Origin of the sequence: Enterobacter cloacae complex sp. IR5450, assembly GCF_049238665.1 — a bacterium.
In the GTDB taxonomy this organism is placed as follows: domain Bacteria; phylum Pseudomonadota; class Gammaproteobacteria; order Enterobacterales; family Enterobacteriaceae; genus Enterobacter; species Enterobacter hormaechei_C.
This window is the reverse complement of sequence record NZ_JBMKIC010000037.1, coordinates 1-14041: the sequence shown is the minus strand read 5'-3', so window position 1 is coordinate 14041 and position 14041 is coordinate 1. Positions and strand designations below refer to the sequence as shown.

The 14041-nt window shown below is 55.9% G+C and carries 11 protein-coding genes and 1 pseudogene; 6 read left to right on the top strand and 6 right to left on the bottom strand.

From position 1 onward, the window contains the following. Positions 1 to 65: 65 nt before the first annotated feature. A complete protein-coding gene (locus ACOTYB_RS21055; protein ID WP_220153421.1) occupies positions 66 to 1652 on the top strand; it encodes an STY4199 family HEPN domain-containing protein in 1587 nt (528 codons plus the stop codon). 40 nt (positions 1653 to 1692) lie between these two features. Here ACOTYB_RS21055 and ACOTYB_RS21050 read toward each other — a convergent pair whose 3' ends face one another. From ACOTYB_RS21050 to ACOTYB_RS21035, 4 genes are all read right to left on the bottom strand, one after another. Continuing rightward, positions 1693 to 3342, bottom strand: coding sequence for an alpha,alpha-trehalase (locus tag ACOTYB_RS21050; RefSeq protein ID WP_003861211.1), 1650 nt, complete (start codon positions 3340 to 3342; stop codon positions 1693 to 1695). A gap of 241 nt (positions 3343 to 3583) precedes the next feature. Beyond that, positions 3584 to 3871 carry a hypothetical protein gene (locus tag ACOTYB_RS21045; RefSeq protein WP_003861213.1) on the bottom strand — a complete coding sequence of 96 codons (288 nt, stop codon included), beginning with the start codon at positions 3869 to 3871 and terminating at the stop codon, positions 3584 to 3586. A 171-nt stretch (positions 3872 to 4042) separates the two neighbouring features. After that, positions 4043 to 5395, bottom strand: a complete 1353-nt coding sequence (gene gorA, locus ACOTYB_RS21040) for a glutathione-disulfide reductase (RefSeq protein ID WP_003861215.1) — start codon at positions 5393 to 5395, stop codon at positions 4043 to 4045. A gap of 70 nt (positions 5396 to 5465) precedes the next feature. Further along, positions 5466 to 6308, bottom strand: a complete 843-nt coding sequence (locus tag ACOTYB_RS21035; RefSeq protein ID WP_023323852.1) for a 23S rRNA (adenine(2030)-N(6))-methyltransferase RlmJ — start codon at positions 6306 to 6308, stop codon at positions 5466 to 5468. Between the two features lie 206 nt (positions 6309 to 6514). Between ACOTYB_RS21035 and prlC the strand changes: the two genes are divergently transcribed. Continuing rightward, positions 6515 to 8557, top strand: coding sequence for an oligopeptidase A (gene prlC / locus ACOTYB_RS21030; protein WP_409249027.1), 2043 nt, complete (start codon positions 6515 to 6517; stop codon positions 8555 to 8557). 7 nt (positions 8558 to 8564) lie between these two features. Then, positions 8565 to 9317, top strand: a complete 753-nt coding sequence (gene rsmJ / locus ACOTYB_RS21025; protein ID WP_003861219.1) for a 16S rRNA (guanine(1516)-N(2))-methyltransferase RsmJ — start codon at positions 8565 to 8567, stop codon at positions 9315 to 9317. A 97-nt stretch (positions 9318 to 9414) separates the two neighbouring features. On the opposite strand, the gene uspA is transcribed toward rsmJ, so the two are convergent. After that, positions 9415 to 9852 carry a universal stress protein UspA gene (gene uspA, locus ACOTYB_RS21020; RefSeq protein ID WP_003861223.1) on the bottom strand — a complete coding sequence of 146 codons (438 nt, stop codon included), beginning with the start codon at positions 9850 to 9852 and terminating at the stop codon, positions 9415 to 9417. Between the two features lie 283 nt (positions 9853 to 10135). Between uspA and uspB the strand changes: the two genes are divergently transcribed. Further along, entirely contained in the window at positions 10136 to 10471 is a 336-nt protein-coding gene (gene uspB, locus ACOTYB_RS21015; protein ID WP_003861224.1) for a universal stress protein UspB, read from the top strand. Between the two features lie 54 nt (positions 10472 to 10525). Here the strand turns inward: uspB and pitA are convergent, their stop codons facing one another. Next, positions 10526 to 12025, bottom strand: coding sequence for an inorganic phosphate transporter PitA (pitA, locus tag ACOTYB_RS21010; RefSeq protein WP_003861225.1), 1500 nt, complete (start codon positions 12023 to 12025; stop codon positions 10526 to 10528). Positions 12026 to 12253: 228 nt separating this feature from the next. Between pitA and ACOTYB_RS21005 the strand changes: the two genes are divergently transcribed. Then, a complete protein-coding gene (locus tag ACOTYB_RS21005; protein ID WP_220153419.1) occupies positions 12254 to 13456 on the top strand; it encodes an NAD(P)/FAD-dependent oxidoreductase in 1203 nt (400 codons plus the stop codon). A gap of 142 nt (positions 13457 to 13598) precedes the next feature. After that, positions 13599 to 13964 (top strand): annotated as a pseudogene (locus ACOTYB_RS21000) (transposase); the annotation flags it as partial. Positions 13965 to 14041: the final 77 nt, after the last annotated feature.

Genomic DNA, 14041 nt, shown 5'->3' with positions numbered 1-14041 from the left:
TAAATAAAAAGAAAAACGACTTTTAATGCCGCTTTAGCGGTACTCATTGTCTCTCAAGGAAAACAATGATGATTAGCTCATCGCATCATACCCGCGAACAGTTTGAACACTGTCTGGCGGCGATCCGTCAGGCGTCTGTTGAAATTTTACTTCTGTTGAATGTACATGTTTCTGAAGGAAAAGATCCACGCTGGTTTCTGGAGCAACTGGATAGCGCCCGCCTGGGGCTGGGCGGGTGGGGCGCTGTAGCCAGGAAGCTGAACCTGAATGATGCGGAAATGACGGCCTTTACGCTGCAATTACGCTTGCTTCAGCAGCGTGTTCCCCAGTATGAAAGCGGGCAGGATGTCAGCGAAAATCAGCTGATTGCGGCGATGCGCTTCGTCACCTCCCTTGAATATCTGCGTCTGCAACAGCCCCTCCTGACCTACGAAACCGGGAGGGTGCCAGAGAAGGAGAGCCAGCTTCAGGCGCAGAAACAGGTGCGTGCCATTGAGCTGATGATTAAAGGGCTGATACAGCAGGCGTGGCCCGATCCGGTGCGGCTGAATAATCATCTTAAGACCTTGTTTAACGCTGAACGCGTGCGTCGCTGGCTGAAAAACGGTGAGATTAATGATGTTCTGAGCGGCATGTTGTTCAGCGAACTGGCCCAACTGCTGGTGGATAAAAAAGAATTTAGCCGCTACTACGCGCCGCTGTTTAACGCCCCGGACATGCTGACGCTGCTGGTAGAGCCCCGCAAAACCCTGCAAACCTTCCTCGAAGATATTCGACAAATCCGCAACAGCATCACCGTGCAGCAGCCGTTAAGCGGAGCGCAAATCCAGCTGCTCGACTGCTATTACACGCAGATCACCCGCTCCGTTCAGCGCGCGTTTGAGGAAGGGCGGACACGCGTTAACCCGGCGGCGCTGATGGCGGTGGACGAAAGCGAGCTGTACGCGTTCTGGGAAAAGGCGCAAAAAATGGACCGCACCACAGGCGGCGATCTTTTTGAAGTGCGCGACAGTATAGAAAAACCGACTCAGCGTGCCACGCGTACGCCAGAGCAGCGCGAACAGCTGATTTCCGGCGTGCTGTGGGGAGCGGTTGGCGTGATGGTTATCGCGATTGTCGTGGGGGGATTCTGGCTGGTGAACAGCAGTAAACCGCAGCCGGCTGTGGCCAGTACGGCATCTCCCGCACCGGTGCAGGAGATGCGCGAAACGCCTTCCTCGCGAGAAACGCTGACGCGGATGGGTGTCACCTGGGATGAAAACAACTTCCGTTCAGCGATTAGCCGCAACGATACCCGGGTGGCGCTCCTGTTTTTGCAGGGCGGGATGGACTGGAAAATGTCATGGACGGAGGAGGCGTTGTCGGCAGGCTACGACGATGTGCTGGAAGTAATGTTGCGCTACCGCCTGCAAATGACAGAGCAAAAGCCCTGCCGACGCTTTATTAATACGCTTAGCCATGCGATGGCGAACGGGGAATCGCTGACGCCTATGCGTAAGCAGTACCTGAAAGCATTCTGTACCGTCCCTGCGGTGGTGAAACGCCAGCAGCACGACGCCGATATGGCAACGCGCCGCGCGAAGACGCAGCCCGATGCCAGCACAAAAAAATGGCAGTCCATCCAGACTGCCATTTATGAGGTGATTCGTTAACTTTTCCCTCTCCCCTCAGGGGAGAGGGTTAGGGCAAGGCTCAAGGTTCACCATATAACCCAATCAACCGCCGCACCACGCCATTCGTCCAGCCGAAGCCATCCTGCAACGGATACTCCCCCCCGCCACCTTCGCGTGGCGTGCTGCTGGCGATGTGGTACTTCTCAATCAGCTTATGATGGGTTTTGTAGTAATGGTTCACCGTGTGCAGCCAGCTCCAGGCGATCTCATCTCCCAGCGAGTCGTTGCCGTACTGCTTGAACCCCTGGATCGCCATCCACTGGAGCGGCGCCCAGCCGTTCGGCTTATCCCACTGCTCCCCGGTTTCATATTCGGTGGCGAGAATACCGCCCGGCGTGAGCAGACGGGCTTTAACGGCATCGGACAGCCGTTCAGCCTGCTCATGCGTCGCCATGCCCACATACAGCGGCACAATGCTGGCCGCAGAGAACAGCGCCAGGGCTTCACGCCGCCAGTCGTAATCACGATAACAGCCGTTCTCTTCGTCCCACAGATAGCGGTTTACCGCCGCGCGCCGGTCGCTGGCTTTCTGGCGGAACAGATCAGCCGTCTCTTTATCCCCTTTCGACGCGGAGATGTTGGCGATAGCGCTCTCCAGTTTGAACAGGAATGCGTTCAAATCGATGGGGATAAATTGTGTTGTGCGGATGCTGGCCAGCCGCGCAGGATCGCGCAGCCAGCGGGATGAGTAATCCCATCCTGAGGCTGCCCCGGCACGCAGGTCACGGTACACCTCGTTCGGCGGACGACCAGAATGACGGGCAGTTTCAACGTCCTCAATCCACGATTCATCCCGCGGCGTATCGCGATCGTCCCAGTAACGGTTGAGCAATGAGCCATCCGGCATACGAACCGCACTGCGATAGGCCTGATTGAGCAGCAGCGATTCCGCCCCGTCCATCCAGAAGGCGTACTCCATCTTGAGGTGCTCAAGATAGCGCTTCGCCCCGCGCACGCCGTCCTCTTCAAACAGCTCCACCATCAGGGCAAAAACGGGCGGCTGGGAGCGGCTGAGATAGTAGGTGCGGTTGCCGTTCGGGATATGGCCGTAGCGCTCAATCAACCAGGCGAAGTTATCGGCCATACATTTCAGCAGATCGTTACGACCGCTTTCTGCCAGCCCCAGCATGGAGAAGTAAGAGTCCCAGTAGTAGGTCTCGCTGAATCGCCCGCCGGGCACAATATAGGCCTGCGGCAGCGCCAGCAGCGACGACCACGGGATGTGATCCTGCGGCTCGCGCGTCAGCACCGGCCACAGATTATCGATATGTTCTTTCAGGGACAGGCCGGGATCAGAGACGTACTCTTTGCTGTAGTCCTCCGGTAGCCAGAAGTGATTCTCTACAAAGCGCGCCAGGTCAAAATCACGGTGGCGACGCACCTTGCGATAGCGGATCAAAATATCCAGCGGATCCATCTTCGGCGCGCAGTCGGGAAAGGTTTTGCTGTCCGCAAACAGCCGCGACGACTGGACGTGTTCAAACAGTTCAAGGTAGCGGTCAGCGGGCGTAAGGGCATCGGACGCCGGCAGCCCTTCAATCATTTCCGGTTCCGGCTCTGCCTCGATCATCTCATCCAGTTTTAACTCACAGGGATCGGTTTCATAGCGCAGCTCTTCTGCAATATCGAACTCGATATCCTCGGCAGTCTGTAGTTTCTGGTTGAACATGGTGTTCAGGACCTCCGGTTTTTGTCGTAACAAATACGGGTTTTTCCCGGCTATCTTTTAAGCGTAGACATTCGCTTCGGTTAATGCGGTGCGAAGTGTGCGGTAGATCACGCTTTCAAAATGGATTTAAACACGCTGAAAATCAGATATCCCTTTGATTATGAAATCATTAAATCAGAATCTTTGGAAACAGAGCAGGAATAAAATTCAGAGCATTCGGTATTCTGCATATACGCAGGGATTAATGTGCCTGACGCGCATTGCCTTGAAGGCTGTTGGCGGTTTGATTGGCTTTCTGGCTGGCGCCTTCGCTTTTATCCATCGCCTTGCTGGCCGCTTTTTCTGCATGGGCGGCGCTGTACGCAGCCAGATGGGAAATCACGATAGCGTAAATGCTCATTAACGACACCCACAGAATGCTGTTTTTCCACCACAGCAGGGTAGGAATAGTCAGTATCGCCCATACCAGCGCGAGAACAAGGTGCATTTTGGCCATCAGTTTTGCGGTGATCTTTACGTGCATTTTCATATCTCTAATCTTTTTCCGTAGTAACAGGCGAACGCGTAGCGCTTTCTAAGATTAGTTAATTCCACCGCGGGTAGCGGGTTATTTTGTTACCGTTTGTACACCCGTTGGGTTTACCTGCCCAGGGCATAAAAAAACCGGCCAGTTGGCCGGTTTTGTTGCGGATCAGACCGATCAGCGCATGGTCACAAATTCTTCCGCCGCAGTCGGGTGGATTGCCACGGTGTTATCGAAGTCTTTCTTCGTTGCGCCCATCTTCAGCGCCACCGCGAAGCCTTGCAGGATCTCGTCCATGCCGAAGCCAATGCCGTGGATGCCGACGATCTTCTCTTCCGGGCCCACGCAGACCAGCTTCATGCGGCACGGCTGACGGTGCGAGGTGACCGCGGTATACATCGCGGTAAACGCCGATTTATACACTTTCACCTGATCATCGCCGTACTGCTCACGCGCCTGCGGCTCGGTTAAGCCGACGGTACCGATTGGCGGGTGGCTGAAGACCACGGTCGGAATGTTGCTGTAATCCAGATGTTCGTCCGGCTTGTTGTTAAACAGACGCTCGGAAAGACGACGCCCCGCCGCCACGGCAACCGGCGTCAGCTCTACGGCGCCGGTGTTATCACCGACGGCATAAATGCCCGGTACGCTGGTGTTCTGGAATTTATCAACGACAATGTAGCCTTTTTCATTGGTTTTCACCCCGGTTGCGGCCAGGTTGAAGTTGTCGGTGGCCGGTTCACGGCCAATCGCCCAGATCAGGCAGTCAACGGTCTGGCTGCGGCCATCTTCCAGCTCCAGCGTCAGGCTACCGTCCGCATTTTTCACCACCGCTTTTGGCACGGCGTTGGTGTGCAGGGTTGGGCCTTCGGCGTTCATCACCTCGACCAGCGTGTCGACGATCAGCGGGTCAAAGCTGCGCAGCGGCGCGTGTTTACGCACGAACAGGTGCGCTTCCGCCCCCAGGCCGTTAATCACGCCGGCCAGTTCAACCGCAATGTAACCTGCGCCCACAATGGCAACGCGTTCTGGCAGAGCAGGCAGCTCGAAGAACCCGTCGGAGTCGATACCGTATTCCGCGCCCGGAATGTGGGGGTGGCTCGGACGGCCGCCGGTGGCGATCAGGATGTGATCGGCGGTGATCGTCTCGCCGTTCACTTCGATCGTCTTCGCATCCACGAAACGGGCGAAGCCGCGGATCACGTCGACGTTATTCTTGCCCAGCACGTTATCGTACGAGGTGTGAATACGGTCGATGTAGGCGGTACGGCTGGCGATCAGTTTATCCCAGTCGAAGTGGTTGATGGTGGTGTCAAAGCCGTAGTCCGGGCCATACATATGGATAGCTTCACGGATTTGCGCGGCATGCCACATCACTTTCTTCGGTACACAACCCACGTTCACGCAGGTGCCGCCGAGTTCTTTGGCTTCAATCAGCGCACACTTCTGGCCGTACATGGCTGCACGGTTGATGGAGGCGATGCCGCCGCTGCCGCCGCCGATTGCGATGTAGTCATAATGCTTAGTCATAGCGTTGTCCTTAATCGTGAATTGCCGCGATTGTATACCTGAAATCAATAGTTTCCACCGATGGCTGCGATTACTCCGGCACGATCCAGCTCACGGTGGCGTGACCCGTACCGGCTGGCACCAGCGTTTTGTGCAGCCACGGCAGCACGTTGTTCATCTGTGCTTCGAGCTTCCACGGCGGGTTAATGACGATCATGCCAGACGCGGTCATGCCGCGCTGGTCGCTGTCAGGGCGCACCGCCAGCTCAATTTGCAGGATTTTGCGAATGCCCGTCGCTTCGAGGTCTTTGATCATGCGTTTAATTTGCGCGCGCAGCACCACCGGATACCACAGGGCGTATGTCCCGGTGGCGAAGCGTTTGTAGCCTTCGTGAATACCCGTCACCACCGCCTGATAGTCGGTTTTGATTTCGTACGGTGGGTCAATTAGCACCAGGCCGCGACGGGAAACCGGCGGCAGTTTGGCTTTCAGCTGCTGGTAGCCATCGGCTTTGTCTACGCGGGCGCGGTTATCTTTCTGAAACTCAGAACGCAGCAGCGGGAAGTCGCTCGGGTGCAGCTCGGTTAACTGGATGCTGTCCTGCTCGCGCAGCAGCTGGCGGGCAATCAGCGGGGAGCCAGGGTAGTAACGCAACTGGCCGTTGCGGTTGAAGTGATTCACCACGCCAATGTACGGCTCCAGCTCGGCAGGCAGATCGTCCTGCTGCCAGATACGCGCAATCCCTTCCAGATATTCACCGGTACGCTCAGCATGCTCGCCGCTCAGCTGATAACGGCCCGCGCCCGCGTGGGTGTCCAGATAAAGGAACGGTTTATCCTTTTCTTTAAGCGATTCGATGATCAGGCTCTGAACGGTGTGTTTGAGGACGTCGGCGTGGTTGCCTGCGTGGAAGCTGTGGCGATAACTGAGCATGGGTAATGATATTCCGCTGAATTGACGATTTGCCACAGTTTACAGCAGAACGGCACAGATTACCCGCAGGCCCGGTAAGCGCAGCGCCACCGGGCTCTTTTCCGCCACGTCTGGCATTGAAATCCTCTACACTTAACCCCATTACTGAACAATATGCACAGCGCCGGATGCGCGCTTCATTCACCTATTTCAACAGGACAGCGTTTATGACCAATCCATTACTGACGCCTTTTTCGTTGCCACCGTTTTCTAAAATCCTCCCCGAGCATGTGGTTCCAGCGGTTACGCAATCGCTGGACAACTGCCGCGCGGCGGTAGAAAGCGTGGTCGCGCAGGGCGGGCCGTACACCTGGGAAAATCTGTGTCAGCCGCTGGCCGAAGTGGACGACGTGCTGGGGCGCATCTTCTCCCCGGTGAGCCACCTGAACTCGGTAAAAAACAGCCCGGAGCTGCGCGAAGCCTACGAGCAAACCCTGCCGCTGCTCTCTGAGTACAGCACCTGGGTCGGCCAGCATGAGGGGCTCTACAAAGCCTACCGCGACCTGCGCGACGGCGACCACTATGCCGAACTGAACACGGCGCAGAAAAAATCGGTCGATAACGCCCTGCGTGATTTCGAACTGTCCGGGATTGGCCTGCCAAAAGAAAAACAGGTTCGCTACGGTGAAATCGCCGCGCGCCTGTCCGAGCTGGGCAACCAGTACAGCAATAACGTCCTCGACGCTACCATGGGCTGGACGAAGCTGATTACCGATGAATCTGAACTGGCGGGCATGCCGGAAAGCGCGCTGGCGGCAGCAAAAGCCCAGGCCGAAGCGAAAGAGCAGGAAGGCTTCCTGTTAACGCTGGATATCCCAAGCTATCTGCCGGTGATGACCTACTGCGACAACCAGGCCCTGCGCGAAGAGATGTACCGCGCCTACAGCACCCGCGCCTCCGATCAGGGGCCGAATGCGGGCAAATGGGATAACAGCCCGGTGATGGCGGAGATCCTCGCCCTGCGCCACGAGCTGGCACAGCTGCTGGGCTTCGACAGCTACGCGGATAAATCCCTCGCCACCAAAATGGCCGAGAACCCACAGCAGGTGCTCGACTTCCTGACCGATCTGGCGAAACGCGCCCGTCCTCAGGGTGAAAAAGAACTGGCTCAGCTGCGCGCCTTTGCGAAAGCGGAGTTCGGCGTAGACGAGCTTCAGCCGTGGGATATCGCGTACTACAGCGAAAAACAGAAACAGCATCTCTACAGCATCAGCGACGAACAACTGCGTCCGTACTTCCCGGAAAACAAAGCCGTTAACGGCCTGTTCGAGGTGGTGAAACGCATCTACGGCATTACCGCGAAAGAGCGTACCGACATCGACGTCTGGCATCCGGACGTGCGCTTCTTTGAGCTGTATGACGAGAAAAACGAACTGCGCGGCAGCTTCTACCTCGATCTCTACGCGTGTGAGAACAAGCGCGGCGGGGCGTGGATGGACGATTGCGTGGGCCAGATGCGTAAAGCGGATGGTTCCCTGCAAAAACCGGTCGCCTACCTGACCTGTAACTTCAACCGTCCGGTGAGCGGCAAACCTGCGCTGTTTACCCACGATGAAGTGATCACCCTGTTCCACGAGTTCGGTCACGGCCTGCACCACATGCTGACCCGCATCGAAACCGCTGGCGTCGCCGGTATCAGCGGTGTGCCATGGGATGCAGTCGAGCTGCCTAGCCAGTTTATGGAAAACTGGTGCTGGGAGCCGGACGCGCTGGCATTTATCTCCGGCCATTACGAAACGGGTGAACCGCTGCCGAAAGAACTGCTGGATAAAATGCTGGCAGCGAAAAACTCCCAGGCGGCGATGTTTATCCTGCGCCAGCTGGAGTTCGGCCTGTTCGACTTCCGCCTGCACGCCGAGTTCAGCCCGGAGCAGGGGGCGAAAATCCTCGAAACCCTGGCTGAGATTAAAAAGCAGGTTGCCGTTATTCCAGGGCCAACCTGGGGACGCTTCCCGCACGCGTTCAGCCATATCTTCGCAGGCGGGTACGCCGCAGGCTACTACAGCTACCTGTGGGCCGACGTGCTGGCGGCGGATGCCTTCTCGCGCTTCGAAGAAGAGGGGATTTTCAACCGCGAAACCGGTCAGTCGTTCCTCGACAACATCCTGACCCGCGGCGGTTCAGAAGAGCCTATGGAATTGTTCAAACGCTTCCGTGGCCGCGAGCCTCAGCTGGATGCGATGCTGGAGCATTACGGAATCAAAGGCTGATTGCTACGTGAAGATCTGCTTAGTAGATGAAACAGGCGCCGGGGACGGCGCCTTATCTGTTCTGGCGGCCCGCTGGGGGCTGGAACATGATGAAGACAACCTGATGGCGCTGGTGATGACGCCGGAACATCTGGAGCTGCGCAAGCGCGATGAGCCAAAGCTTGGCGGGATTTTTGTCGATTTTGTCGGCGGCGCGATGGCGCACCGGCGTAAGTTCGGCGGCGGTCGCGGCGAAGCGGTGGCCAAGGCGGTTGGCATTAAAGGGAGCTATCTTCCGGACGTGGTGGACGCCACGGCGGGGCTGGGGCGCGATGCGTTTGTGCTGGCCTCGGTGGGCTGCCGGGTGCGGATGCTGGAGCGTAATCCGGTTGTCGCCGCGCTGCTCGACGACGGGCTGACGCGGGGCTATGAGGACCCGGAAATCGGCCCGTGGTTACAGGAACGTTTACAACTTATTCATGCCTCCAGCCTGACGGCGCTCACCGACATCACCCCGCGCCCGCAGGTGGTTTATCTCGACCCCATGTTCCCGCATAAGCAGAAAAGCGCGCTGGTGAAGAAAGAGATGCGGGTGTTTCAGTCGCTGGTGGGGCCGGATTTAGATGCCGATGGCCTGCTGGAACCGGCTCGTCAGCTGGCGACGAAGCGTGTGGTGGTGAAGCGGCCGGACTATGCGCCGCCGCTGGCGGACGTTGCGACCACTAACGCGGTGACCACGAAAGGGCACCGGTTTGATATTTATTCGGGTACGCCGGAATAGAAAAAGCCGGGTGGCGGCTTCGCCTTACCCGGCCTACATCCTCGATCTATTCCCTCTCCCTTTGGGAGAGGGTTAGGGTGAGGGGAATTTAACGCACTTACTCGTCTTCTTCGTCACGCAGTGGAACAATCAGCATATCCACGTGAACGGTGTTAATCAGCTGGCGCGCGGAAGACATCAGTTTGCTCCAGAAGTCCTGATGGTGACCACATACCACCAGGTCCATATCGTATTTCTTAATCGCATCAACCAGCACCTGGCCCAGATCGCCGCTACCGCTTAAGGTTTCAGTGATCGGATAGCCCGCGTTGGTAGAAAGCTCGCTCAGCGCGTGGTGAGTCTCTTCGGAGATGCGTTTCTGCATATCGCCGAGATTCACGTCGATCAGACCGGTGTAGAGGTCGGAGTAATTCACATCAACGTGAATCAGCGAAACTTTCGCGTTGTAGGGACGTGCCATGGATACTGCTTTATCAACCAGCACTTTACTCTCCGGGGAGAGGTCTACCGCGATAAGAATGTGTTTGTAAGCCATAGTGTTACTCCTTCCTTAAGTTATCGATGACTAAATGGGAAAGCCGTCGTCTGATGCTTTCATTACGGCCCAGTTAAACATATTTTTCAAGCTTTGGTGTTGATAACGATTAACCTTGTGGCAAAAAAATTAACGGATCTCCTACACTATTTAATGAGCCGTTCGGATATTAAAACGCGAACCGGATCGACTTTTGGTCATTCTTTCACTGAACTGTCTGTCAGGGCATTGGGGTGCGGTAGCTCAGGAGCCTTGCTTCGTGGGCGGACGCCGGGGAGGATGTATGATTAGCACCGTCGCATTGTTTTGGGCGTTATGCGTGGTTTGCATAGTGAATATGGCGCGCTACTTCTCATCGTTACGTGCGCTGTTAGTGGTACTTCGTGGTTGCGATCCGTTGCTTTATCAGTATGTGGACGGTGGAGGGTTCTTCACCTCGCACGGACAGCCCAGCAAGCAGATGCGTCTGGTGGGGTATATCTACTACCAACGCTACCGCGATCACCACGATGAAGAGTTTATCCGTCGCTGCGAGCGCCTGCGTCGTCAGTTCATTTTGACCAGCGCCCTCTGTGGTCTGGTTGTGGTGAGTATGATTGCGCTGATGATTTGGCACTGAGCATAAAAAAAGCGGGCCAGTTTCCTGACCCGCTTTTTTGTCGCCTTCAGCCGATTAAATCAGCTTCAGCGAAATCCAGTACAGACCGCCAGACAGCAGGATGGACGCCGGGAGGGTGAACACCCAGGCCATCAGGATGTTGGTCACGGTTTTACGCTGCAAACCGCCGCCGTCAACAATCATTGTACCTGCCACGGACGAAGAGAGTACGTGGGTGGTGGAGACTGGCATACCGGTGTAACTCGCCAGACCGATAGATACCGCTGCCGTCATCTGCGCGGACATACCCTGCGCATAGGTCATGCCTTTCTTACCGATCTTCTCGCCGATGGTGGTCGCCACACGACGCCAGCCAATCATCGTACCGATACCCAGCGCCAGCGCGACCGCCATGATGATCCAGATTGGCGCGTACTCAATGGTATTGAGCATATCGCCTTTCAGTTTCTTCAGCAGACGTTGGTCGTCAGCATTAACCTCTGGCAGCTTCGCGACTTTATCGGTCACGTCGGAGATACAGAGCATGATGCGACGCAGCTGACCACGCTGTTCAACAGCCAGTTTGTCATAGCTTTCGATATCGGCCAGCATGCCTTTCGCACGTTCCAGCGCGTTAATCGCGTTTGCCGGATGGCAATGGAACTCGCCCGGTGCCGTCGTTGCGCCTGACTCCGGAGAAGGAATCAGCTGGTCCACGCCGGTCGCTTTCTTCAGCAAATCAGGATGCTGCTGGAAGTAAGTCTCAACGTTGTTTACCGCATCACGGGTACGGGTGATTTCGTAACCGGAGGCGTTCATGTTAACCACGAAGCCCGCCGGTGCGACGCCAATCAGAACCAGCATCACCAGGCCGATACCTTTCTGACCATCGTTCGCGCCATGAGAGAAGGCGACGCCGATAGCGGAAATGATCAGCGCGATACGCGTCCAGAACGGCGGCTTTTTCTTGCCGTCTTTCTTCTCACGCTCTGCTGGCGTCAGGTGGATACGCGCACGTTTTTTCGTGTTGCTCCAGTAGCGACGCAGGATGAAAATCAAGCCACCCGCCACCACCAGACCGACGATAGGGGAGATGATCAGAGAGCCGAAAATGCCGAGAACTTTCGGGATATTCAGCGCATCAACGACGGAGGTCCCGGTCATCAGGGCATTGGTTAACCCGATACCGATAATCGCGCCGATGAGGGTGTGAGAGCTGGATGCCGGCAGGCCGAAATACCAGGTACCGAGGTTCCAGATAATCGCAGCAAGCAGCATAGAGAACACCATGGCCAGGCCATGACCGGAACTCACGTTAAGCAGCAGATCCGTTGGCAGCATATGCACAATGGCATACGCAACGCTCAGTCCGCCCAGGAGGACACCAAAAAAGTTAAATACCGCCGCCATAACAACCGCAAGCTGCGATCGCATTGCGCGAGTGTAGATAACCGTTGCTACTGCGTTTGCAGTGTCGTGGAAGCCGTTGATCGCTTCGTAAAACAGCACAAAAACCAGAGCAAGCAATAATAAAAGCCCGGTATGTAAATCCAGGCCGGCAAACAAATGTAGCATAGGACGTTACGCCATTTTGAGGACATGAACGCGGCGCATTATCCAGGACAAATGCGCAACGGGCAAAGTGAAATATAGACTTTTTTTGACATACCACCTGATTTGAGAAATGTGCCTGAAAGGATAATCTTTAAATATCAATGAAATGGCTTTGTAATATCTTTTTACGCTGGTGCGACCACTGAGGAAACTTTACAATCCGCGGCAGTTAACGAAGAGGATTTTGACGTGGAAAGGTTTGATGCCGTAGTTATTGGCGCCGGTGCGGCGGGTATGTTTTGTGCGGCGATGGCCGGACAAGCGGGTCGTCGCGTGCTGCTGCTGGATAACGGAAAAAAGCCTGGCCGCAAGATCCTGATGTCTGGCGGCGGGCGCTGCAACTTTACTAATCTTTATGTCGAGCCTGCGGCCTATTTGAGCCAGAACCGCCATTTTTGCAAATCTGCGCTGGCGCGCTATACCCAGTGGGATTTTATCGAACTGATGGGTAAACACGGTATCGCGTGGCATGAGAAGACGCTGGGACAGCTGTTCTGCGACGACTCCGCGCAACAAATCGTTGATATGCTGGTGGCCGAGTGCGAGAAAGGCGGCGTAGTAATGCGCCTGCGCACCGAAGTGCTGGACGTCGCCCGTGACGAGCAGGGCTACACGCTGCAACTCAACGGTGAGACCGTCAGCGCCGATAACCTGGTGATCGCCAGCGGCGGCCTCTCGATGCCGGGGCTGGGCGCCTCACCGTTCGGCTATAAAATTGCCGAGCAGTTTGGCCTGAAGGTATTGCCCACCCGCGCCGGGCTGGTACCGTTCACGCTGCATAAGCCGCTGCTGGAGCAGCTTCAGACACTCTCCGGCGTGTCTGTACCGTCGGTCATTACGGCCGAAGACGGCACGGTGTTCCGCGAAAACCTGCTCTTTACCCATCGTGGACTCTCGGGGCCGGCGGTATTGCAGATCTCCAGCTACTGGCAGCCGGGGGAGTTTGTCTCCGTAAACCTGGTGCCGGACTGCGATCTGGACGCGTTCCTCAACGAGCAACGCGCCGCGCACCCGAATCAAAGCCTGAAAAATACCCTGGCGATGCAGTTGCCGAAGCGTCTCGTGGAGTGCTTGCAGGTGTTAGGGCAAATTCCGGATGTTGCGCTCAAGCAGCTCAACAGCCGTGAGCAGGAAACGCTGGTGGAGACGCTGACGAACTGGCGCGTACAGCCAAACGGCACCGAAGGCTACCGCACGGCGGAAGTGACGCTGGGCGGCGTGGATACAAACGAACTCTCATCCCGCACGATGGAAGCCCGCAACGTGCCGGGTCTTTATTTCATTGGTGAAGTGATGGACGTGACCGGCTGGCTCGGCGGGTATAACTTCCAGTGGGCGTGGGCCAGTGCCTGGGCATGCGCGCAAGCGCTGGCTGATGTCCGAGGACAATAAAGTTGTACACAAAGCACTAAAGTTGTAACCATTCTCAAAAAACGACGCTAATGTTGTATACTTACTGAATGTGTGGTTATAGGGTTGGAGACTATAAAATGCACATATAGGTACGTATCAATGTCGTTTTTAGGGTACGATAATGGCTAGGGGTAGGCGTCTCAAATCCTATTTGGATTATGAAAATGCGCTAGGTGACGGCATAGGAGTGGGCTATGGCCAAAGTTATCAGCCCTGGCTTAGAGCTCAGGACGTTAAATCCCGTGGAAACCGTTCGATAGTCTTTGGCCTTAAGACGTTTCGAAACCATCATCTCCTTTCTTCTGTCGAAAGTAACTTTTTCTATCTGGCTGAGTTTAATGACTCGGTGATTGATATCCGGGAACAATTCCCACTCTTTCCTCTCCGGCTTACCCAACAAATAGCAAATCATCTACATTTTCAACATCCTATGGTGAGGGGAGTAAGAGGAGTACCTGTCGAAGTTCTGAATGTTATGACAACTGAATCGCCACGGATAATTTAGACACTTCCGAGCCGTTGATAATACTGGTTTTCATATTCTGTCGGTGACATCTGATCGCT